The sequence below is a fragment of the Staphylococcus gallinarum genome (genome assembly GCF_029774255.1).
Classification (GTDB): Bacteria; Bacillota; Bacilli; order Staphylococcales; family Staphylococcaceae; genus Staphylococcus; species Staphylococcus gallinarum.
In genome coordinates, this window is the sequence record NZ_CP069082.1 from 1177825 (window position 1) to 1202944 (window position 25120).

The following is a 25120-nucleotide window of genomic DNA, read 5'->3' on the forward strand; positions in this document are numbered from 1 at the left end:
TTAAGGAGTTAAAAATCATGAATTTATTTTACAATAATGAAGCAGTCGGCGATGTCGCATTTTTACAAATTGAAGTTACTGAAGGGCCATTCGATTACGTAACAAAAGGTGATGTTGTAGAAATTAGAAATAACGATCAAGTTGTTGGATACAACATTTTTAATATTTCAAAAAAATCTCAAATAAGCGGAAACGGTCATATCAAGTTGACTGAAGCATTGGTTGCTGAGTTACAAACTGCAATTACAGATGCTGGCTTTGACTATAAATTAAATGCAGATTTTTCTCCTAAGTTTGTTGTAGGTTATGTAGAAACGAAAGAAAAACATCCAGACGCTGATAAATTAAGTGTACTAAAAGTGGATGTTGCTACAGAGCAATTACAAATTGTTTGTGGTGCACCGAATGTTGAAGCGGGACAGAAAGTTGTAGTTGCCAAAGTAGGTGCAGTTATGCCTAGCGGTATGGTAATTAAAGATGCAGAATTAAGAGGTGTAGCTTCAAGTGGTATGATTTGTTCAATGAAAGAATTAAATTTACCAAACGCACCTCAAGAAAAAGGAATAATGGTATTGTCTGATGACTACACAGTTGGTCAAGCATTTTTTGAAGAATAAGGAGGTAATGTATGAATGAGCTGGTTCGACAAGTTATTTGGAGAAGATAATGGTTCTAATGATGATTATCTCAATAAAAGAAGCCAACGACGTCAAAAAGCTAAGCAACAAGAAAAGCGTGAATCATTACTTCCACAAAACAATGACGTTTATGAAAGACCAAAGGGAAAATTTCGCTTTCCAGTAGACGGATTAGAGAGTGAACAAGCACACAAGGAACAAGTTGATTCCGAAGATAAACTTCATGAGACACAACAGAAGGACAGAACTCGAGGCGAAGATCAAGGCGAGCGTGTCAGTGTCAATCATTCACATCGAAGACGAAGAACTATGCACGAAAGTGCAAAAGCGCATACTACAAATGATGAAGTTAATTCTAACGTAGCGCACCAACATAGTAGTTACGAAGAAACGTCAAGAGAAAAGAAACAACATCATGGTAAAAGGATGCGAATTCAAACAGATGTTTTAAGAGCGAATACACATTCAAAGGCAAATCACCAAGCGCCTAAATATCATCAAAGTGAATTTAAAGCCAGTGAAGTGCCATCTGCAATCTTTGGAACTAAAAAACCGCGTCCTTTGCAAAATGGTGTGATTCCACCGACATCTAACGATACAGATGAAAGTGATAGCAAGATTGATAAGGTGAATACGGAGCAAAGTACACAGCACCGTAGTACAACATCATCCACATCAAAAGATACGCAACAAACAGTTTTTTATAATGATCAATATATAGATTCTAATGTATCTGATACTAAAAGTAATATTGAAAATAATGGTGAACATAAGTCAACTAATCAAGCGAATAAGTCACAAGAACAGTCTAAAGGACCAAAAAACAATACCATTAATATTGAAAATATTTATGCTTCTCAAATCGTTGAAGAGATACGTAAAGAACGTGAGAGAAAATTATTACAAAAACGTCAATTTAAAAAAGCATTACAACAGAAGAGACAACAAAATAATGATAATCATGAAGATAGTATTCAAAATGCAATTAATGAGATGTATGCAAAACAAGCTAAACATCATTTAGGTGAAAGTTCACTTGATGATTTGAATAGTTATGATGAATCTCAAAAAAATGGTGATTCAAGTTCAGAAGAGACGGGTTATAGTTCAGCTGAGTCAGATATTCAAAACGCTGAAAATCACTCAAATAATGAGTCTACAAGCTTGTTTAACTATGAAGAAATTGATTTGGATAATATTAGTGATGTACATACAGCTAACCAATCATATCAACAAATCGATGAAGTTACTGAAGATGATTTGAATAATACAGAAAATCATGATTCATATTTAACAAACAAAGATGATGAAGTAACAGAATCTATACAAGCTGCTGATCTGGAAGAGGATGATAGTGAGCAAAATTCTGGTATTGAGCATGCAACTAACCAAGACATTGCTACTTCGGCTTATAATGACTTAGATCAGAGCAAGCATCAAGCATTAGAAGATGAAATAGTTGATGCGCAATATCGTGAACTTGTAAATGAAAACGATAAAAACAGTGATGATAATAATGAAATAGAGCAAAATCAAGAATTAGCGTCCCATGATCATGATGAACAATCTACAATGAATTCAGTTGTCGATGATACTGACTATGAACAAAATGCTCAATCATATCAAACATCAGAAGCAACTTCTGTAGCTTATAGTGAATTAGATTCATCTTCTACAAGTGAAGCAGCTGATGCTGATATAACTACTACAAGTGAATTGGATTCATCTAAGCATTTATCGCAACTTGATAGTCAAAGTGTTGCAAACCAAAATGCAGAATTATCTGAAACTACAAGTGAGTCGAACGGCCACAATAATGAAGTGAAATCGTCAGAAACAATTGACAATGTATCTGATAATCCTAGCAAGGTAGTAGATGATACTGAAGATGATTCTAAATCAAATGCAGCTGATGCTAATACACAACAAGAAAATGTTGGCACACAGCAAGCAGTATCGCATGTGGAACATACGGATGACAATATTAAACAAAATAAACAAACATCAAATCAATCACAACACAATGCACCACTCAGAAAAGGTAGTAAACCATTTAATGTTGTTATGACACCATCTGATAAAAAACGCATGATGGATGCGAAAAAATCAAGACAAAACGTGTCTACATCACGTATGAATCAACAGCAAAATGAGCAAACAGTAGAAACACAAATTACTACTGATAACGTATTAGAAACAAGCGAAGCCAATACACAATTTGAGACAGTTTCAAATTCAACCAGTGAAAATAATCAACACCAAGATATTAACTTGAACCAAAGCGATTCTACAGTATCAGAACCTACATTAGAACCTGAATCAGCTGAATCGTTAAGCGTTGAAAATCAAACACGAGACCATTCAATAGCTGAACAAACGGATGATAAATTGGAAACATCACTCGATAATGAGGTGTTATCAGAATCTAATCAAGTGAATCAAGGAAATACTGAAATACCACCGTTACAACCAGAGTTCAATAAACATCCACAGGAAAGTGCTTCTAACACAGAACACCAAGATGATAATAATGAGAAACCAGTTATCAGAAGGGGACCAAATATTAAGTTACCGAGTCCTGTATTATTAGAGGAGCCAGAAGAACATGAAATAGATAATTCCTGGATTGAAGAGAAGAAGCAAGAATTGAATGAGGCTTTTTATTACTTTAATGTTCCAGCGGAAGTACAAAATGTTACAGAAGGTCCTAGTGTTACTCGTTTTGAATTGTCTGTTGAAAAAGGTGTGAAGGTTTCAAGAATTACTGCTCTACAAGATGATATCAAAATGGCATTAGCAGCTAAGGACATTAGAATTGAGGCACCAATTCCTGGAACGAGTCTTGTAGGTATAGAAGTACCAAACCAATCATCTACAAAAGTGAATTTGCGCTCAATTATAGATACACCGAAATTCAAAAATTCGGAATCAAAACTTACAGTTGCGATGGGTTATAGAATCAATAATGAACCATTATTGATGGACATTGCTAAGACGCCACATGCATTAATTGCAGGTGCAACAGGTTCAGGAAAATCAGTGTGTATTAATAGTATTTTAATGTCACTTTTATATAAAAATCATCCTGAAGAACTTAGATTGTTACTTATTGATCCGAAAATGGTAGAATTAGCACCATATAATGATTTACCTCATTTAGTTTCACCAGTTATAACAGATGTGAAGGCAGCAACACAAAGTCTAAAATGGGCTGTTGAGGAAATGGAACGTAGATATAAAGTATTTGCCAAATACCATGTGCGTAACATTACTGCCTTTAACAAAAAAGCAGCTTATGAAGATAGAATGCCGAAAATTGTTATTGTCATTGATGAGTTAGCAGATTTAATGATGATGGCCCCACAAGATGTAGAGCAATCAATTGCTAGAATTGCTCAAAAAGCACGTGCATGTGGAATTCATATGCTTGTAGCTACACAGCGACCATCTGTTAATGTAATTACTGGTTTAATTAAAGCTAATATACCAACTAGAATTGCATTTATGGTATCATCAAGCGTAGATTCTCGAACTATATTAGATAGTGGTGGCGCCGAAAGATTATTGGGTTACGGAGATATGCTTTATTTAGGTAGCGGTATGAATAAACCGATACGTGTTCAAGGCACATTCGTATCAGATGAAGAAATTGATGATGTCGTTGACTTTATCAAACAACAACGTGAACCTGAATATTTATTTGAAGAGAAAGAATTATTGAAGAAGACAGAAGCCCAACCACAAGATGATTTGTTCAATGATGTTTGTCGCTTTATGTTACAAGAAGGACATATTTCAACATCACTTATTCAACGACATTTCCAAATAGGTTATAATCGGGCAGCACGAATTATAGATCAGTTAGAACAATTAGGCTATGTTTCAGGAGCTAATGGTTCTAAACCAAGAGATGTATATATAACAGAAGCTGATTTAAACAACGATTAATTGAGAGAAAAATAAAAATTAATAAAAGAGGAGTGTTACAATGACACATTATCATTTTGTCGGCATCAAAGGTGCCGGTATGAGTTCATTAGCACAAATAATGCATGATCTTGGAAATGAAGTACAAGGCTCAGATATAAAAAATTATGTATTTACAGAAGTTGCATTAAAAAATAATGGCATAGAAATCTTACCTTTTGATGCAAAAAATATTAAAGAAGATATGATTGTCGTTCAAGGTAATGCATTTCCAGATACACATGAAGAAGTGGTAAGAGCACATGAATTGAAATTAGATGTAATTCGTTATCATGACTTTTTAGGTCATGTTATTAGCCAATATACGTCTGTTGCAGTAACAGGTGCTCATGGTAAAACATCAACTACAGGTTTACTATCACATGTAATGAATGGTGATAAGAAGACGTCATTCTTAATTGGTGATGGTACTGGTCTAGGTATTCCAGAAAGTGATTACTTTGCATTTGAAGCTTGTGAATACCGTAGACATTTCTTAAGCTATCATCCGGATTATGCCATCATGACAAACATTGATTTTGATCATCCTGACTACTTCAAAGATATCCATGATGTAATTGATGCTTTCCAAGAAATGGCACGTAATGTTAAAAAAGGTATTATCGCTTGGGGCGGAGATGAACATTTACGTGACATCAAAGCAGATGTACCAGTGTATTATTATGGCTTCTCAAAAGATGATAATGTTTATGCGGATAATGTTCAAATTAGTCCAAAAGGAACGCAATTTGATGTTTATGTAGAAAATAAATACTATGATACATTCTTGTCTCCACAATTTGGGGATCATAACATTCTAAATGCATTAGCAGTTATCACGATTAGCTATTTAGAAAATCTAAATGTAGCTAATATTAAAGAAGCACTTGAAACATTTGGTGGTGTGAAACGACGCTTTAATGAGACTAAAGTTGGGAATCAAGTTCTTGTTGATGATTATGCACACCATCCACGTGAAATCAGTGCAACGATTGAAACTGCTAGAAAAAAATATCCTGATAAAGAAGTTATTGCTGTGTTCCAACCACATACCTTCAGTAGAACTAAAGCATTTTTAGATGAATTTGCTGAATGTTTAAATACAGCAGATCATACATTTTTATGTGAAATTTTTGGTTCAATCAGAGAAAATAGTGGTAATTTAACTATACAAGATCTGATTGATAGAATTGATGGTGCAAAACTTATCGATGAAGAATCAGTGAATGCATTGGAACAATATAATAATGCAGTTATTTTATTCATGGGCGCTGGTGATATTCAAAAAATTCAACGCGCATACATGGAAAATGTTGGTGTAACTACCTCATTTTAATATGTTTATGTTAAAATGAGATGGGTAGTTATATTAAGTAACAACATATGTTTATTAGGAGGCGTTTTTAATGGAATGGATTTTACCTATAGCTGGAATTATCGCTGCGATCGCATTTCTTATACTAGTAATTGGTATCGTAGTTGTATTACTTTCAGTCAAGAAAAACTTAGATCATGTTGCTAAAACACTAGATGGTGTTGAAGGACAAATTCAAGGTATTACACGTGAGTCAACGGATTTACTTCACAAAGCAAACCGCTTAACTGAAGACATCCAAGGCAAATCAGATCGTTTGAACTCAGTGGTTGATGCCGTTAAAGGAATTGGTGACTCAGTACAAACTTTAAACGGTTCTGTAGACCGAGTTACAAACTCTATTACGCACAATATTTCTCAAAATGAAGATAAAATTTCTCAAGTTGTTCAATGGTCAAATGTAGCAATGGAAGTTGCTGATAAATGGCAAAACAGAAGAAATCGTAGAAATAGTGCAAGTTATAAAACAAGTGGAGTAGCAGACGATGCGAACTTCTCAAACGAAGGTAACCATAGCTATACTACACGAGTTGATAATAAATAATTCATATACTTAAACAAACAAATGCACTTAAATGAGGATTTAAACTTATTTAAGTGCATTTGTTATAGGGGGCTATCATTTATGAAGTATTACAATCGAGATAACTATGAAAGAAATTTAGAAAGTTACGAAGTGCCTGAATATTTTTCAAAAGGCAGTAGAAATGTCTTTGTCTATGGATTTATTGTAGGGGCAGTAATCGGCTCAGCTATAGGTCTAGTGACGTTAAGTAAACCACGTAATGACAAATATTCCGATAAACAATCTAAAGAAGACCAATTTAAATCTAGTATAATTAACCAAACAGAAGCAGATCAACGTGCTGCAGAGGAACAAGTAGCAGACATTAAAGCGTCGATTAATAACCAAGAAAGTGTATCAGCAGCCGAATTAGCGGCACAAAAGGATGCTATTAAAGAAGAAGTAGCAGAACATCATTTAGCAGATACTTCTCCAAATGCACAACAATCTCAACAAGATGTGAGTGCAACACAGAAGTCATCTGACGAAGAAAGCAATGTAGCAGAGTTAGAAACTAAACATATCGATGCTTCTAAGGAACCGAGCCAAAGTGAGGTTGCAGCCCAACAAGAAGCGATTAAAGATGAGACACAGAGTACGTCGGAAAATCATGCTTCAGCTTCATCACAATCTGAAACCAGTTCCGATCATAATGGCGCAAAAATTGCTGCAGCTACAGGTGGTACAGTTGCTGCAGCTGGAATCGCAAAAGCGGCAGCTGATAAGAATGATAAAATTGACAACGATGAGGAAACAGCTAATAGAACAGATGAATTAGTATCTGAAAACAAAAAATCAACATCCACTGAAGCACAAGAAACACCAAATTTAGTTACAGAAAGTAAATCTGAAACAACTCAATCAAATGGTACGACGAAAGCTAGTGCCGTTGTGGTTGGTACAGTAACTGCGGCAGGTTTAGCTTCAGCTGCTAAATCAAAACAAACTTTGATACAAAATGACACAAATGTTGCAGATAACACTGCTAATCTATTAACACCAGAAGGTATCAAAGGTAATAACAAAACGGAAGTTCCTAACTTAGTTACAGAAAGCAATGTTGAGACTTCTGTTGAATCAACTGATAAGGTAGATAATACAGCTGATAAAGGTAATAAAGCTGCAACTGCTACTTCAGCATCAAAACCTCATGATGCCGAACGAAGAGTGGAACAAGTACATGAAACTGTATCATTCAAAGATGGTATCATTACGCATGACAAAGCTGGTCAAAGTGGTAATAAATCAACATCAACATCTACAGCATCAACTCAAAGTGAAGAACAAGTTGATTATAATGATGGTATTATTTCTCACGGAAGTGCTAAAGAACAAACAGATGAAGACGCTAATAATTCGACATATACGAAAAATCGTCCTCAAGCAAAAAAAGCTGAAAAGGCAAAAAGTAAAATAGCGAAACGAACATTTAATGATTAAATGCTAAATCAAATTATTGAATAATATATTGATTATACTGAGTAATTACGTTGATTATAGACAAGTTTTAACAGCATTAGATACGAAATTTTTAAAGTAATGACTCGCTTAGTATACTATTTTCTAGGCTGCTGATTCCCTGATTACAGACGGGAGTCAGCAGCTTTTTTTAAATAAAAATTAAAACGCATAAGAAATATACCAAAATTAACTACAGTGATAGGCAAGGACAAAATGGATTTTTATGTGATAACTAGTTGAATTGTAGAAGCGAATAATGAATTGTTCACATCACGACTATGATTACAAATACGTTAATACATATCTGCTTTAAAACTGTATCGTGTTAAAGGTTTCAAAATAAATATTAACATTTTGTTATTAAATTAATAAATTTGATGAAAAGTGTAAAATATAACTAGTAACTGACTGAAAATTCAGTTATCATTAATGTTATTCACTTAAAAGTGAAAATTTTTTAAATAGTGACTTGAACTTATTGGTACTTATTGTTAGAATTACGTTTAACAAATATTTTATCGCTTTAAAGCAGAATAAAATATGCAGTTTAAAATTTTCATAGAGGTGACTTAAATGACAGATAAATTACAAGAATACAGAGACGAAATTGTTGAAATTAACGATGAAATTTTAAAGCTTTTATCTAAAAGAGGGAAATTGGCACAACAAATCGGTGAGGAGAAACGTAAACAAGGTACAATGGTTTATGATCCACAACGTGAAAAAGAAATGATTAATGTACTTTTAGATAAAAATGAAGGTCCATTTAACGATAATGTGATTAAGCAATTATTTAAAGAAATTTTTAAAGCCTCTACTGATTTACAAAAATCTGAAAATGAAAAACATTTATATGTTTCAAGAAAATTAAAACCAGAAGATACAATCGTCCAATTTGATAATGGTGGAATTATTGGAGATGGTAATAAATCATTTGTATTTGGTCCATGTTCTGTTGAATCACAAGAACAAGTTGATGCAGTAGCTGCAGAATTACAAGCGAGAGGCGAAAAATTCATCAGAGGTGGGGCATTTAAACCTCGTACTTCACCATATGATTTCCAAGGATTAGGTGTTGAAGGTTTAAAAATACTTAAAAATACAAAAGATAAATACGGCTTAAATGTAGTCAGTGAAATTGTAAATCCTGCAGATTTTGAAGTTGCCGATGAATACTTAGATGTATTCCAAATTGGTGCACGTAACATGCAAAACTTCGAACTTTTAAAAGAAGCAGGTCGCTCTAATAAACCAGTATTATTAAAACGTGGATTATCAGCAACAATTGAAGAATTTATTTATGCTGCTGAATACATTGCATCACAAGGTAATAATAATATTATTTTATGCGAACGTGGTATCCGTACTTACGAAAAAGCAACTAGAAACACTTTAGATATTTCAGCGGTACCAATTTTGAAACAAGGTACACACTTACCAGTTATGGTCGATGTGACACACAGTACAGGTAGAAAAGATATCATGCTACCGACAGCTAAAGCAGGTTTAGCTGTGGGCGCAGATGGCATTATGGCTGAAGTTCATCCAGATCCAGCAGTAGCATTAAGTGATAGTGGTCAACAAATGGACTTGAACGAATTTGATAAATTCTACAATGAGCTTAAGCCATTAGCAGACATGTATAACAGTAAACAATTAAAATAAGCACCATGCAAAATATACATTAGATAATAATGTTATTTGTGTAATTAACGATACAGATTAAAATATCCCTATGTTGTTTCTAGTTTGAAACACATAGGGATATTTCGTTAATTTAATTCTTAAATGTATTATTCTTAACAAGTATAAGGATATAAATGACTTGATTAGTAGACTACTGCAGTTATGGCGAGTTATTACACTGTATAAAAATAAAATGTAATTATATATAATGACATAATTATGACATTCAAAACAAAATGATTTTCTATTTATAAAAAATGTGGTAAACTTTGAAAAGTTGTGAAAACAGAGTATAATAACAAATAAATCGCTTACAAGGAGGAAATTATGACAGTTACAATATATGATGTTGCAAGAGAAGCACGCGTTTCAATGGCAACCGTGTCACGTGTCGTTAACGGAAACCAAAATGTTAAACCTGAAACGAGAGACAAAGTGAACGAAGTTATAAAAAAATTAAATTATAGACCAAATGCAGTAGCACGTGGATTAGCAAGTAAACGTACTACAACAGTAGGCGTAATTATACCAGATATTTCTAATGTTTATTATTCTCAATTGGCAAGAGGATTAGAAGATATAGCGACAATGTATAAATATCATTCTATTATCTCAAATTCTGATAATGATCCAGTTAAGGAAAAGGAAATTTTTAACAATTTATTAAGTAAACAAGTAGATGGAATTATATTCCTAGGTGGTACAATCTCTGAGGAAATCAAAGATTTAATTAATAAATCTTCAGTTCCAGTAGTTGTATCGGGTACAAATGGTAAAGATGATGGCATTGCTTCTGTAAACATTGATTTTAAAGCAGCAGCCAAGGAAATTACTAGTCAGTTAATTACCAATGGTGCTAAGTCATTTGCTTTTGTTGGTGGAGATTATTCTAAGAAAGCACAAGAAGATGTGTTAGCAGGACTACAAGAAGTCTTATCTCAACATCAATTACAATTAGACAACGACTTAATCTTTAATGGTAATGAGACATACAAAGATGGTGTTCGTGCATTTGAATCATTAAAATCAGCTAAACCAGATGCAATTTTATCTATTAGTGATGAGCAAGCTATTGGTTTAGTACACTCAGCACAAGATGTTGGTGTTAGTGTACCAGAATCACTACAAATAGTAAGCTTCAATAATACGAGATTAGTTGAAATGGTTAGACCACAGTTATCTAGTGTTATTCAACCGTTATATGATATCGGGGCAGTAGGTATGAGACTATTAACTAAGTATATGAATGAAGAAGAAATAGAAGAGCCTAATGTTATCTTGCCGCACAGAATTGAATATAGAGGTACAACTAAGTAATCATTTAATATTACGAAGTTAGACCGTTTCTTATATAAATAACCCCTTATTTTCACTGAAGTAATCATGTTAGAAAATAGTGTAATCTATCTTCTAATCTGTTGATTACCTTTTACCAATGAAGATAAGGGGGTATTTTTTATGTGGCAATTGGATTTGATTAATCATTGGCTAGGGAAGTGAATGATTAAATAAACCAACTCCGTACTTGTTGCGCACGTTTCATATTAATTTCACTAATTTCATCTTTTCTTGGAATAACTTGAAAATCTTCGCATTCATCTTGCCATGTATTTGGTAAGGTTATGGGCGCGTAATGTTGCCATTTTTTTATCCACGCTTCAGGCAAATTTCCTGTTAATGGACTTTCTCCTAAAAGAGCTAGAAATACATGTGTCCAAGCTCTTGGCACAACTTTCCAAATATTATAACCACCACCGCCAAACATAATAACCTTTCCATTGGTATATGTATCAGCTAATGATTTAATAATATAAGGAATTTGGTATAGTGCATCTAAGGTACAATGCATATGTGTCAATGGATCCAAATAATGTATGTCCACACCATGTACACTAATAATAATATCTGGATTAAATGATGCGACAACGGGTTCTATTGTTGCTTTAAATGTCTCTATAAATGATTCATCCTCTGTGTAGGGTTCCAATGGCATATTGACAGTATATCCGAATCCTTCTTCATTCCCACGCTCTGTGTAATGTCCTGAACCAGGGAATAAGAATTTTCCAGTTTCATGAATAGAATAAATTAAAGCTTGGTCATTCGTGTAAAAGCTCCATTGTGTACCATCGCCATGATGTGCATCTGTATCAATACAAAGTACACGTTGATTATAATATTTCATTAAATACTTAATCGCTATAGCAACATCATTATAGATACAAAAGCCATTTGCTCTGCCAGGTAAACTATGATGTAATCCACCACCTAAATGACAGCCATTAGTTATTTGATTTGTCATAACTTGATCAACTAAATTTAATGCTCCACCTACAATTCTAGCGCTATGCTTATGCATCATGCGAAATTGTTGTGTATCATCACCATCAAGACCATATTTTTTAGCTTCACTATCACTTAGAATTCCGTGCGATGCATGTCGAATTGCTTGAATATAATCATAGCTATGAATAAGTGCGATTTCATCATCTGTAGCGATGCGTGGCTTGATAATATGAGAGGGTTTAAGGTAACCTAGCTCTGTTAATAACTCCGTCGTTAATTTAAGGCGCATTTGATTAAATGGATGGCTGTTACTAAAGCGATATTGCAATAAATCATTAGAATAGACATAGCCCGTAAGTTGTTGCTTATTATTCATAAATTTCTCCCCTTTAAAAGAAAAAGCGATTCATATATCTGATATCATCAAACGCTTGTAATTGATCAATTGAAATTCTTGAACCAATCCTAGCCATTAAACAATTAGCAGGGTGACTGGTAATCTCAGGATCATCTGTAGCAAAAATTTCTAGGCCCCCATATCCCATTAATTTTTGCATGAGTTTTTTATATTCATAAACGTCAAGTTTTGCATTTTTCAAATCCCAATGCCAATAATACTCAGTAGTTAATACAATATAATCTTCATATTCGTCACCAGCTAGGCTAATCTTAATCAATTCGCTACCTAAACGTAAATGACGGTAAGGTAAACTGATTTCAATGGCACCGAGTTCAATGAGGTATTCTAAATTACCAGTTGACCATCTTTCTAGAGGATCAGGATAATGATATGTCACATAACCAACGATATGGTTGTCTAATCTCAAGACGAATATGCGACCTTCTGGTAACTCACTGATTTCCTTGACTGCCTCAAACTGTTCATCTGGTGAGCGGAAAGACTTCAAACCATTATCAAAGGTCATTTGATTTAGTTCACTGTGGGACACGGGACCTTCTATTACGAAATGGCCTTCATCTAAATTAAAATCTTTGTATTGATATGTTTTAATATGTTTCATTTTCTCACTCCAAACTACTTCATATGTTTAATATATCCCAATTCGTTTACTCATATTATATGTTAAAAAATAAAAAAATAACATAAAAATGTATTCGCTTACATCATATTATTTTGAAAATTCGGAAATTGTTCGATATAATATTTTTAAAGTAAACGATTTCATAAGGGGGATTTAAAATGAAAGTAGAAGTATATAAAGGGGATAACGGTAATTTTAACCTTCAGAATTATGAACAAACATATAATAACTTCGATTGGAAAGAAGTTGAAAAGGTATTTTCATGGTCAGAAACAGGTAAAGTTAATATGGCATATGAATGTATTGATAAACATGTGGATGAAGGAAAAGCGGATAAAATTGCATTAAATTATAAAGACGATAAGCGAAAAGAAAGCTATACGTTTAAAGAAATGCAGGAAAATAGTAATAAAGCAGCTAACGTATTAAAAGATAAAGCGCATGTAGAAAAAGGAGATCGTGTATTTATATTCATGCCTAGAACGCCAGAATTATATTTTGCGTTATTTGGTATTTTGAAAATTGGAGCAATCGTTGGACCATTGTTTGAAGCATTTATGGAAAAAGCAGTGTCTGATAGACTTGAAAACAGTGAAGCAAAAGTGATTGTTACTACTAATGCTTTATTACCAAGAATACCAAAAGATAAATTGCCTCATTTAGAAACAATCGTAGTTGTAGATGAAGAGGTTGATGCTGAACATGTTGATTTCAATAGTGAATTTGAAGCTGCAAGCGATACATTTGATATTGAATGGCTAACATTAGATGATGGCTTAATCTTACATTATACGTCAGGTTCAACAGGTCAACCCAAAGGTGTATTACATGCACAACGAGCAATGTTACAACACTATATTTCAGGTAAGTATGTATTAGATTTCCAAGAAGATGATATTTACTGGTGTACTGCCGATCCAGGATGGGTAACTGGTACATCATATGGTATCTTTAGTCCTTGGCTAAATGGAGTGACAAATTGTATTGCGGGTGGAAGATTTTCTCCTGAGGCTTGGTATGGAATGATTGAAGAATTTAAAGTGACGATTTGGTATACAGCACCGACAGCATTAAGAATGTTAATGAGTGCAGGTGATGATATTGTTAAGAAATATGACTTATCAAGCTTGAAGAGTATCTTATCAGTTGGAGAGCCTTTAAATCCTGAAGTAATCAAATGGGCAAAAGAAATTTATAATAAACGTGTGTTAGATACTTGGTGGATGACTGAGACAGGTGGACATATGATTGTTAACTATCCATCTATGGATTTAAAGTTAGGTTCCATGGGTAAACCACTGCCAGGCGTAGAAGCGGCAATTGTTGATGATCAAGGTAATGAGTTACCACCTAATCGTATGGGTAATTTAGCTATGAAAAAGGGATGGCCATCAATGATGGTATCAATTTGGAATAATCCTGAAAAATATGATTCTTACTTTATTGGCGATTGGTACGTTTCAGGTGATTCTGCATATCAAGATGAAGATGGGTATTTCTGGTTCCAAGGTCGAGTTGATGATGTCATTATGACTGCTGGAGAACGTGTTGGTCCATTTGAAGTGGAATCTAAATTAGTTGAACATGAAGCTGTTGCCGAAGCAGGTGTGATTGGAAAACCAGATCCAATAAGAGGTGAAATTATTAAAGCATTTGTCGCATTACGACCTGGATATGAACCGACAGATGAATTGAAGGAAGATATCCGTAAATTTGTTAAAGAAGGTTTGGCTGCGCATGCTGCTCCTAGAGAAATTGACTTTAAGGATAAATTACCTAAAACACGTTCAGGTAAAATAATGAGACGTGTATTAAAAGCCTGGGAGTTAGACTTACCAGAAGGTGATTTAAGTACAATGGAAGACTAATGGCTAACCTGTAAAAAGAGTTTAATTATTAAATTTTTAAATACAATAACCGTGATGTGTGCTTTTGATAAGTAGTACATTGTTATCACAACTACGTTAGTCAAAAATCATCAATATACAACAATTGATTTTTCATATTTCTATATCAAAATGCATGTTATTTTGTTATTACGACAAGAATAATAATATAAATTAAACAAAAAGCGCCAATTTCTAACATGATTTTTAGAAATTGGTGTTTTTTTCATGTTAATCTTTGAATTTATTATAAATAGTTACTTTAAAATATAATCGTTAAACTTGATGAAATGAAGTCCTCTAAAATTAAGATATTACGAATTTAAGTTAAGCTTATTAGTTCAATTAAAATATATTTCTACTGTGTTTCGGTTAGTTTTAAAAAAATATAAACATGCTATTTTATAATTTTATAGCGCACAAAATTGAAAGCGCTATCTAAAATTGTCGACAATATTTCTCAAGTTGGTTAATATAAGTATATAAGGACTTAAATATACATCAGTTACTTTAATCAATGCACAAAAAGTGAAATTAATATTTAAAGGGGCGAATGAATTTGGCACATTTATCAGATTTAGAAATTGCTAATCAAGCAACATTACAACCTATAGGAGATATTGCTGATAAAGCAGGTATACCAAGCGATGCATTAGAACCATACGGTCACTATAAAGCGAAAATTGATATTAATAAAATTAGAAAGAATAAACAAAAAGGGAAGGTCGTATTGGTTACAGCAATGAGTCCAACACCTGCTGGGGAAGGGAAATCAACAGTTACAGTTGGATTAGCAGATGCATTTAACCAATTAAATAAAAATGTAATGGTTGCCTTAAGAGAGCCAGCTTTGGGGCCAACATTTGGTATTAAAGGTGGGGCTACTGGTGGTGGCTATGCTCAAGTATTACCTATGGAAGATATAAACTTACATTTTAATGGTGATTTCCATGCTATTACGACAGCTAACAATGCATTGTCAGCATTTATAGATAACCATTTACATCAAGGTAATGAATTAGGTATAGATCAGCGACGTATAGAATGGAAACGTGTACTTGATATGAATGATCGTGCTTTACGTAATGTTATTGTCGGATTAGGTGGCCCTGCACAAGGTGTCCCACGTGAAGATGGTTTCAATATAACTGTAGCCTCTGAAATAATGGCTATCCTTTGTCTTGCTACTGATATCGCAGATTTAAAGAATAAAATCAGTAAAATTACAATAGGATATACAAGAGAACGTCAGCCAGTAACAGTTGCAGATTTAAAGGTTGAAGGTGCACTTGCAATGATTTTAAAGGATGCGATTAAACCTAATCTCGTACAAACAATTGAAGGTACGCCAGCACTTGTCCATGGTGGTCCATTTGCTAATATTGCACATGGTTGTAACTCTATATTAGCTACAGAGACAGCACGTGACTTAGCAGATATCGTGGTGACTGAAGCTGGTTTTGGTTCAGATTTAGGAGCTGAAAAATTTATAGATATCAAAGCGCGTGAAGCAGGATTTGAACCAGAAGCAGTTGTTGTTGTAGCAACAATTCGTGCTATTAAGATGCATGGTGGCGTGGCGAAAGATAATTTAAAAGAAGAAAATATCGAAGCTTTACAACAAGGAATTGTGAACCTCGAAAGACATGTTAATAATGTTCGAAAATATGGTTTAGAACCAGTAGTTGCCTTGAATGCGTTTATACATGATACTGATCAAGAAATAGAATTTGTAAAAAATTGGGCACAGACAAATAATGTGAGATTGGCATTGACTGAAGTATGGGAAAAAGGTGGCAAAGGTGGTACAGATTTAGCGAAAGAAGTATTAGAAATCATTGATCAACCACAATCTTTTAAGCATTTATATGATTTAGAACAGCCATTAGAAGATAAAATAAAAACAATTGTTACAGAAATTTATGGCGGTGCGAAGGTTACATTTTCTGCAAAAGCAGAAAAGCAACTAAAACAATTCAAACAAAATGGTTGGGATCATTATCCAATTTGTATGGCGAAAACACAATATTCATTCTCTGATGATGCTACTCAACTAGGTGCGCCAGAAGGGTTTGAAATTACAATTCGTGAATTAGAAGCAAAAACAGGTGCTGGGTTTATTGTTGCGTTGACAGGTGCAATAATGACGATGCCAGGTTTACCAAAGCAACCTGCAGCACTGAATATGGATGTAACTGATGATGGACGTGCGGTAGGATTGTTCTAATAATGATTAAAAGCGAGTCGTTCTTAATAGGCGACTCGCTTTATTTTGTTATGAGATGAGCTTTAATATCGAAATGTTCAGCTGCAGTAAATGTTTTTTTATCTATTTTACCTTCTACTAACATTCGCTTTAATACATAATGCTGTCTGTTTAGTCCAATTTGAATTTGTTGATCATTTTTTAAAGTGCCATCAATTTTGTATGGCGTATAGAAGTAAGGGCTTTGTAGCATACCAACTAAATAAGCTGCCTCAGCAACATTTAGGTTTGCAGAAGATTTACCAAAGACACTATACGAAGCAGAGGCTATTCCAGTAATATTGGCACCATGACTATCTCTACCAAATGGAACAATATTGAGATAAGTATAGAGAATTTCATCTTTGGTTAACACTTTTTCTGCACGCAATGCTAAGATTAATTCGTTTGCTTTACGACTGTATGTTTTTTCATTAGAGAGTACTTGATTTTTAACTAATTGTTGTGTGATGGTACTGCCACCTGTAGAATTGTCCATATTAAAGATATCTTGACCGATTGCCCGTAAAATTGCTTTCGGTAAAATGCCGTTATGCTTAAAATATAAACTATCCTCTGATGAGGTTAATGCTTTTATAATATTATGATTTACCTCATTGGGACCGACAATTAATGGATTTTGTGAATGACTATATTCATAAAGTATATGTTTACTATGATAATCGATATCTTCAGTTCCGTTAATCGTCAATAGTTCTGTACGTAATTTATTATCCGACATATGAATGGACTCTTGTGTTAAATGTTGGAAATAAAATACAAATATTGCCAACATAATAATAAAGGTACAAGTAAAAATACTAAACAGACCTATGTAAAAACGCTTTATTTTTTTGTAAATAGATTCAAAACGATTGAGTTGTGGTTGTGATGTAAGATAATGTTGACTCGTTTCATAGGTTTTGTATTTCATTTTGTACCTCCTTGTTATGCAATATTATAACATAATTTAACATATTGACTTTTAAAATAGAGTTAATTATAATTAGTATCAATTCGATATGGTTTTTGGATTTAGGACAAGTAGTATAAGGATACATCTTCAGAGAATTAGTGGTCGCTGCGAACTAATGTTGTACGTTATATGAATACACCTAATTAAGAATGTAATCCAAACGTTTAAGTTAATGAACGTATCATTAATAAAGTTGTTTGACTTAAGTATGGTGGTACCGTGCAATTGCGCCCTTACATTAATTTGTAAGGGCGTTTTTATTTTTATTTTTAACATGTACAAGTAGAAAACTATCTAAATTCTAAACCAATATCATAAATAAATAGGAGGTTGTTTAAATGGCAAATGCATTAATTGATGATTTAACTTGGAGAGGCTTAATCTATCAGCAAACAGATGAAAGTGGCATCGAAACGTTACTGAATAAGGAGCAAGTTACATTATATTGTGGAGCAGACCCAACGGCTGATAGTTTACACATCGGTCATTTACTACCTTTCTTAACATTACGCCGATTCCAAGAACATGGACACCGTCCACTTGTCCTTATTGGTGGCGGTACTGGTATGATTGGAGATCCATCTGGTAAATCTGAAGAAAGAACTTTACAAACAGAAGAACAAGTTGAATTAAATGTTGCAGGTATCAGCAAACAGATGCATAAAATATTTGAATTTGATACAGAGCAGGGAGCAAAATTAGTTAATAATAAAGATTGGCTCGGTCAAATCTCATTGATTGATTTCTTAAGAGATTATGGTAAACATGTGGGGGTTAACTACATGTTAGGTAAAGATTCAATTCAAACACGTTTAGAACATGGTATATCATATACTGAATTCACTTATACGATTTTGCAGGCCATTGATTTTGGTCATTTAAATCGAACTTATAACTGTAAAGTACAAGTTGGTGGATCTGATCAATGGGGAAATATTACTAGCGGAATAGAATTAATGCGTCGTATGTATGGCCAAACAGAAGCTTATGGTTTAACAATTCCATTAGTGGTAAAATCAGATGGTAAAAAATTCGGTAAGACAGAAGGCGGCGCAGTATGGTTAGACCCAGAGAAGACGAGCCCATATGAATTTTATCAATTCTGGATAAATACTACAGATGATGATGTTATCAAATTCTTGAAGTACTTCACATTCTTAACGCAAGAGGAAATTGAAAAATTAGAACAATCACTTGCAGAAGCACCTCATTTAAGAGAAGCTCAAAAAGCTTTAGCTGAAAATGTAACACGCTTTATTCATGGGCAAGATGCATTAAACGATGCAATTCGCATTTCACAAGCATTGTTCTCAGGTGATTTACAATCATTATCTGCAAAAGAATTAAAAGAAGGGTTTAAGGATGTACCACAGGTAACACTAAGCAACACTACAACAAATATTGTAGATGCGATAGTTGAAGCTGGTATTTCAAGCTCTAAACGTCAAGCACGTGAAGATGTTAATAATGGTGCAATCTATATTAATGGCATAAGACAGCAAGACACTGCGTATGAATTAACAGTAGCTGATAAAATAGAAAATGAATTTACAATTATTCGCCGTGGTAAAAAGAAATACTTTATGGTGAATTACCAATAATTTTTTAAACTTTAAAAGCGGTCAACCAATCGTCGATAGTATTGGTTGACCGCTTATTTGAATGGATAATTAATTTAATAACTGAATAATATTGAATGTGGTTAGTATTTATTCAAAAATACTTGATCCACTTTCACGATTGGATTCTGTATCATCTGAAGATTGAGTTGTTTGTGATTTTTGTTCTTTAAGTTTAACATCGATTGATTTTTCTTTACCGTCTCTTTCAATTGTTAATGTCACAGAATCGCCAGGTTTTTTATTTTGATATAAATAGGATCTGACATCGGTATCTTCTTTGACGGATTTATTATCAATAGCAGTGATAATATCTCCTTTTTTCAAACCATTGTCGTCATCAACTTTAGCGATATAGACACCTTCGGAACGTTTGGTGTTTAATTGTTCTTTGTATTGTTCCGGAATCACGCTTAGGTTTAATAAGCCAATACCAATTGATGGGCGCTCTATTTTACCATTTTTAACTAATTCTTTGATCGTAACCTTAACTTCGTTACTAGGAATTGCAAAGCCAATACCTTCGACTTGTTCGTTAGCAATTTTCATCGAGTTGATACCGACTAAATTACCATTGATATCAACAAGAGCACCACCAGAGTTTCCAGGATTAATGGCAGCATCTGTTTGTAATACATTGACTTTGTTTGTGCCTGCTGATGTTTGTGTATCGATTGTACGCTCACTTGCAGAGATTATTCCAGAAGTGACTGAGTTTGCAAACTCTAAACCTAATGGATTCCCCATAGCAAATACACTATCTCCAGTTTTTACTTTTGAAGAATTAGCAAATTGAATCGCTTTTGTTCCCTTAACGTCATCAATTTTTAATACTGCTATATCTGTAAGTGCGTCTTTGCCGATTAATTTAGCGTCAACCTGCTTAGAGTTATGTAGTTGTACCTTGATATTGCTTGCGCCATCAATAACATGGTTATTAGTCACAATATAGGCAGAGCCATTACTTTTTTGATAGATTACACCAGAACCAACACCAGCTTCTTCTGATTTGGAAGACTTTCCTTTTAATAAATCATCAAGACTTTGAGCCTTTTGCATATTAATGACACCGACAATGGCGGGTGAAACGTCTGTTATCATTTGATTTACGGAATCATATTTGTCACTTTTACCATCTAAGGTATTTCCACCACGACTACTTGATGATTCTTGGACATTTGAACCGTCATCGTTTAATATTGTGCGGTCCATAAATTTACCTATCCCAAGAACAATGAGTGCACCTAAGACACCTGCGACAAGTGCCACGACAATGGTCTTAAACCAAGGGAATCTTGGTTTATTGTATGAACGTGGGTTCGATGCTTTATGATAAGAGCCGTTCGAATCTTGTTGCGTTTGTTTAAAAGTGTGTTCGCTTCTTGGGTTATTATCATTATTATTATCTGACATATGTTACCTCCAATCCATTCACATACTCTATTATGAAAGGTTTTGCAATGATTTGCTAGTAAATTCACTTCATACTTTAGACTGAATTACAAATTAGCTTGTACGTGTTTAAACTAAGTGATAAAATCAGTAGGTGATAAATAGCAAATAAAAAGTAGGTGGAGAAATGTATAAATTTATCAGTGGTCTCTTGAAATTAATTATTGTGAAATTAAGCAATAGTTTAGAAGTTCAAGGTCGTGAAAATATACCACAATTACATAGGTATGTCGTAACATGTACACATGAAAGTTATAACGAAGTCATTATGTTAGGCATGGCAATACATCCTAACCAAATCCATTACATGGCTAAAAAAGAGTTATTCAAGAATAAATGGTTTGGTAGATTTTTATCTTCATTAAATGCGTTTCCTGTAGATAGAGAAAACCCAGGACCGAGTACACTTAAAAAACCAATTAATTTATTAAAACAAAATAAAACAGTCGGTATATTTCCTACTGGCTCACGTAAAAAATATGCTGAAGGTGAACCATTAAAGCGTGGTGCAGTTACAATTGCGATGATGGCACAAGCACCTATCTTACCAGCAGCGTATGTAGGTCCGAGTGAAATTAAAGGTTTGATTACTGGACAAGCGGTGATTAAGTTTGGTCAACCTATCGAAACAAAGCACTTACCAAAAGATATGAAACGTAATGAAAAATTAGACTATTTAACTACAGAATTAGAAAAAGCTACAAGACAATTACAGCAAGAGTTGGATGCATATGTAGCTAATAAATAAAAAAAATTTTTATTAGCTAAAAAAATTGATAATAAAATCCGATAACTTAAAGATTTATGTTATTATATTACTGTACAATAACTATAAGTTGAACGTATATAAACACCATGTGGGCTAATTGTGCGCGTGGTGTTTATTTTTTTGAAATTTAAACTGAAATGGGGAATGAATATGTTTAGTTTCTTTCAACGCTTAGGTAGGTCATTGATGCTACCGGTAGCAGTATTACCTGCTGCTGCAATTATTGTGGGGATCGGTAATGCGCTTACTGCAATGGGACTGTTGCCAACAGTGGCGAAATTTTTCTCAAGCGCCGGTTCGACAATATTAGAGCAGTTAGGAATCTTGTTTGCAATAGGTGTTGCATTGGGAATGGCAAAGAAAAATGATGGTGCTGTCGCATTAGCTGCGGCTGTGGGCTTCTTCTTAACTACAGTTGTTTTGAGTCCTGAGAAATTGGCACCGTTATTAGGAGTAAAGCAATCTGCAGTTGATAGTGCATTTGAACAAATGAATAATCAAAACGTATTTATTGGATTGATTGTAGGTTTGATTGCTGCTTATACGTATAACAAATTTAGTAAAACAGAACTTCCAGCGGCTTTATCATTCTTTAGTGGTAAGCGTTTAGTTCCAATATTAACAGCATTCTTCAGTATTATACTAGCTGTGATAATGTTGTTCGTTTGGCCATTTATCTTCTCACTTATCGTAGCATTTGGAACATGGATTATTAACCTTGGACCATTTGGCGCATTCTTATATGGTTTCTTTAATAGATTATTAATCCCAACAGGATTACATCATGCATTGAATGCAGTATTTTGGTTTGACCTTGCAGGTATCAATGATATTGCCAAATTCCAAACAGGAGACGGTGCAGTACATGGTGTGACGGGTCGATACATGGCAGGTTTCTTCCCGGTAATGATGTTTGGTATTCCTGGTGCAGCGTTGGCAATGTATCATACAGCAGAATCAAAGCAAAAGAAACGTGTCTATGGTTTAATGTTAGCTGGATCTATTTCAGCATTCTTTGTAGGTGTAACAGAACCAATTGAATTTGCATTTATGTTTGTAGCGCCAATACTATTTGTCATTCATGCCTTTTTAACAGGTTTATCAATGTTTATTGCCGCTTTATTCCATTGGACTGCTGGATTTGCATTTAGTGCAGGTTTAATTGACTATGTGTTATCGTTAATTAATCCAGTGGCAAATCATCCATATATGTTAATTGTACAAGGCCTTGTATTCTTTGTATTGTATTATGTAATATTTAGATTTGCGATTAAGGTATTAAAATTAAATACACCTGGTAGAGGTGATAACTTATTGCCTGACCCTACATCAGACGAAGCAACAACAGGTGATGTTGAGCACAGCGATGACTCAAGTGAAACGAGTACTGTGACAACGAATAAGTATACTAAGATAGCAAGTGATATTCTGAGTGGTTTAGGTGGCAAAGAAAATATCATGACCTTAACCAATTGTGCTACTCGTTTACGTATAGAATTACATGATAATACTTTAGTCGATGAGACGAAAATTAAACATGCAGGTGCTGTAGGTGTGACTCAAAGTGGTAAACATAATACACAAGTCATCATCGGTACTCAAGTACAGCAAGTAGCTGATGAAATAGAATCACAATTAGAAAGTAAATAGTTATACAAAGTCTGACGTCAAATGAATGTTTATTTTGACGTCAGTTTTTTATTTTGAATTATTTAAAAAATTGATAATAATTAGTTAGAAGTTTAATCGTTCACTCATACGCATGCTTAATAGTTAATAGAATTATCCACATAGTCGACAAAATCAAAGCAAGATAGGTACTTTATGCTACATTAAAGTTGTTATAATTTTTATTTTTATAAGCTTTAATGAAAATGCACTCTGCTAAATTGCAAAGTATTCAAATTTCCATAAAAATTTGAATAAATTCAAGAAATACATTTGCGCTTTTTATATGTAAATAGTACGATATACTAGTATCAGAATTTTCTGATTAAAGGAGAGTAGGTAGGATGAAGTCGGTATTATTTGATGTAGATGGTGTATTTTTAAGTGAAGAAAGGTGTTTTGATGTATCAGCATTAACAGTTTATGAAATGTTGATGAGTAAAGATTACATAGGTTTAGATCCATCGGTACAATTTGAAGGATTAACTGATAGTCAAATCACTGAAATAAGAAATATTGTTTTTTACAATGATGAAATATTAACTAAATTAAAGTCGTTAGGACTTAACTCTAATTGGGATATGTTATTTATTGTTGTAGCGATTCATTTTATAAAATTGTGTCAGGGATTATCAAATGACCAGCTATCGGACGTATTAAACCCTAAACAATTTAATCAAAATACTTTGGCATTTGTCGGTGAACATATCTCAAATGTAACACTTGATTTTTCTGCACCTTTAGCATTTTTAGATGGTGTGAGTTCTGGAAAGGACAATATCTATAAATCATTAGTTACATATGCAAGTGAACATTTAAACACAACTGAAACGGAATTATTTGAATTGAAAAGTGCGTTTTGGACATTTGCACAAGAGATTTACCAAGAATGGTATTTAGGTTATAAATTATTTGAGGAAGTTGAAAAGAAACCAAAGCGTTCGAACTTTAAAAATGGCTATATATATGATGAAGTCGTATTAAGACCAGTTGCTGAAATTAAATCATTACTTGAAGATTTAAAAAATGCAGGCTATCATATTGCAATCGCAACAGGGAGACCACGAACTGAAACGATTGTTCCATTTGAAACACTTGGAATTAAAGCATTGTTTGAAGAACAACATATAGTTACAGCAAGTGAAGTGCTAATCGCTGAAGATCATTATCCAGATTTAAAGCCACTAGGAAAGCCTAATCCGTTTAGTTACTTAGCAACTTTAGAAGGTAATGAGTTAGACCGTTATAAACATTATGCTACAAATCAAGAGAATCGTGTAAATAAGGACGATGTATTTGTAGTAGGGGATTCCTTAGCGGATTTATTAAGTGCTAAAAAAATTGGTGCAACATTTATAGGACCACTGACTGGATTAAAAGGTCAAAATGCACGGGAAGAGTTAGAATCTTATGGTGCAGAATATATAGTTGATCATGTCGGAGAAATTAGAAATATTTTATTATAAATAATTACAATTACTAACA

The 25120-nt window shown here is 33.7% G+C and carries 17 protein-coding genes; 13 read left to right on the forward strand and 4 right to left on the reverse strand.

Annotation, left to right across the window (positions count from 1 at the left end; all coding sequences use genetic code 11):
- Nucleotides 1-17: 17 nt before the first annotated feature.
- The 7 genes from ytpR (at nucleotide 18) to ccpA (ending at nucleotide 11008) form a co-directional block, all read left to right on the forward strand.
- Entirely contained in the window at nucleotides 18-617 is a 600-nt protein-coding gene (ytpR, locus tag JN168_RS05545; RefSeq protein ID WP_107512672.1) for a YtpR family tRNA-binding protein, read from the forward strand.
- Nucleotides 618-632: 15 nt separating this feature from the next.
- A complete protein-coding gene (locus tag JN168_RS05550; protein ID WP_279526222.1) occupies nucleotides 633-4586 on the forward strand; it encodes a DNA translocase FtsK in 3954 nt (1317 codons plus the stop codon).
- 40 nt (nucleotides 4587-4626) lie between these two features.
- Complete coding sequence (gene murC / locus JN168_RS05555) at nucleotides 4627-5940, forward strand: UDP-N-acetylmuramate--L-alanine ligase (RefSeq protein WP_042738400.1); 1314 nt, start codon at nucleotides 4627-4629, stop codon at nucleotides 5938-5940.
- Nucleotides 5941-6010: 70 nt separating this feature from the next.
- Nucleotides 6011-6523: a DUF948 domain-containing protein gene (locus tag JN168_RS05560; RefSeq protein ID WP_042738401.1), complete on the forward strand. Its 513-nt coding sequence runs from the start codon at nucleotides 6011-6013 to the stop codon at nucleotides 6521-6523.
- Nucleotides 6524-6604: 81 nt separating this feature from the next.
- Nucleotides 6605-7984 (forward strand): hypothetical protein, encoded by a 1380-nt coding sequence (locus JN168_RS05565; protein ID WP_279526223.1) that lies wholly within the window; start codon nucleotides 6605-6607, stop codon nucleotides 7982-7984.
- Between the two features lie 594 nt (nucleotides 7985-8578).
- The gene (locus JN168_RS05570) at nucleotides 8579-9670 is read left to right on the forward strand and encodes a bifunctional 3-deoxy-7-phosphoheptulonate synthase/chorismate mutase (protein WP_042738403.1); all 1092 of its coding nucleotides are present in this window, start codon (nucleotides 8579-8581) and stop codon (nucleotides 9668-9670) included.
- Nucleotides 9671-10018: 348 nt separating this feature from the next.
- The gene (gene ccpA / locus JN168_RS05575) at nucleotides 10019-11008 is read left to right on the forward strand and encodes a catabolite control protein A (protein ID WP_042738404.1); all 990 of its coding nucleotides are present in this window, start codon (nucleotides 10019-10021) and stop codon (nucleotides 11006-11008) included.
- 187 nt (nucleotides 11009-11195) lie between these two features.
- On the opposite strand, the gene JN168_RS05580 is transcribed toward ccpA, so the two are convergent.
- Together JN168_RS05580 and JN168_RS05585 are read right to left on the reverse strand one after the other, a co-directional pair.
- The gene (locus JN168_RS05580; RefSeq protein ID WP_042738405.1) at nucleotides 11196-12353 is read right to left on the reverse strand and encodes an acetoin utilization protein AcuC; all 1158 of its coding nucleotides are present in this window, start codon (nucleotides 12351-12353) and stop codon (nucleotides 11196-11198) included.
- A gap of 13 nt (nucleotides 12354-12366) precedes the next feature.
- Nucleotides 12367-12999 (reverse strand): GNAT family N-acetyltransferase, encoded by a 633-nt coding sequence (locus JN168_RS05585; RefSeq protein ID WP_042738406.1) that lies wholly within the window; start codon nucleotides 12997-12999, stop codon nucleotides 12367-12369.
- A gap of 179 nt (nucleotides 13000-13178) precedes the next feature.
- Between JN168_RS05585 and acsA the strand changes: the two genes are divergently transcribed.
- The gene (gene acsA, locus JN168_RS05590) at nucleotides 13179-14888 is read left to right on the forward strand and encodes an acetate--CoA ligase (protein WP_042738407.1); all 1710 of its coding nucleotides are present in this window, start codon (nucleotides 13179-13181) and stop codon (nucleotides 14886-14888) included.
- A gap of 577 nt (nucleotides 14889-15465) precedes the next feature.
- Nucleotides 15466-17133 (forward strand): formate--tetrahydrofolate ligase, encoded by a 1668-nt coding sequence (locus JN168_RS05595; protein WP_232155067.1) that lies wholly within the window; start codon nucleotides 15466-15468, stop codon nucleotides 17131-17133.
- A gap of 40 nt (nucleotides 17134-17173) precedes the next feature.
- On the opposite strand, the gene JN168_RS05600 is transcribed toward JN168_RS05595, so the two are convergent.
- Nucleotides 17174-18085: a transglycosylase domain-containing protein gene (locus JN168_RS05600; RefSeq protein WP_279526224.1), complete on the reverse strand. Its 912-nt coding sequence runs from the start codon at nucleotides 18083-18085 to the stop codon at nucleotides 17174-17176.
- Nucleotides 18086-18465: 380 nt separating this feature from the next.
- Between JN168_RS05600 and tyrS the strand changes: the two genes are divergently transcribed.
- Entirely contained in the window at nucleotides 18466-19728 is a 1263-nt protein-coding gene (tyrS, locus tag JN168_RS05605; protein ID WP_042738410.1) for a tyrosine--tRNA ligase, read from the forward strand.
- A 108-nt stretch (nucleotides 19729-19836) separates the two neighbouring features.
- On the opposite strand, the gene JN168_RS05610 is transcribed toward tyrS, so the two are convergent.
- Nucleotides 19837-21159 (reverse strand): S1C family serine protease, encoded by a 1323-nt coding sequence (locus JN168_RS05610; RefSeq protein ID WP_279526225.1) that lies wholly within the window; start codon nucleotides 21157-21159, stop codon nucleotides 19837-19839.
- Between the two features lie 166 nt (nucleotides 21160-21325).
- Here JN168_RS05610 and JN168_RS05615 point away from each other — a divergent pair, with 166 nt between their 5' ends.
- From JN168_RS05615 to JN168_RS05625, 3 genes are all read left to right on the forward strand, one after another.
- Entirely contained in the window at nucleotides 21326-21946 is a 621-nt protein-coding gene (locus JN168_RS05615; RefSeq protein WP_107527626.1) for a lysophospholipid acyltransferase family protein, read from the forward strand.
- 171 nt (nucleotides 21947-22117) lie between these two features.
- On the forward strand, nucleotides 22118-23617 hold the full coding sequence (nagE, locus tag JN168_RS05620) for an N-acetylglucosamine-specific PTS transporter subunit IIBC (RefSeq protein ID WP_232138709.1): 1500 nt from the start codon (nucleotides 22118-22120) through the stop codon (nucleotides 23615-23617).
- A 362-nt stretch (nucleotides 23618-23979) separates the two neighbouring features.
- On the forward strand, nucleotides 23980-25101 hold the full coding sequence (locus tag JN168_RS05625; protein ID WP_042738414.1) for an HAD family hydrolase: 1122 nt from the start codon (nucleotides 23980-23982) through the stop codon (nucleotides 25099-25101).
- The last annotated feature ends 19 nt before the right edge of the window (nucleotides 25102-25120 follow it).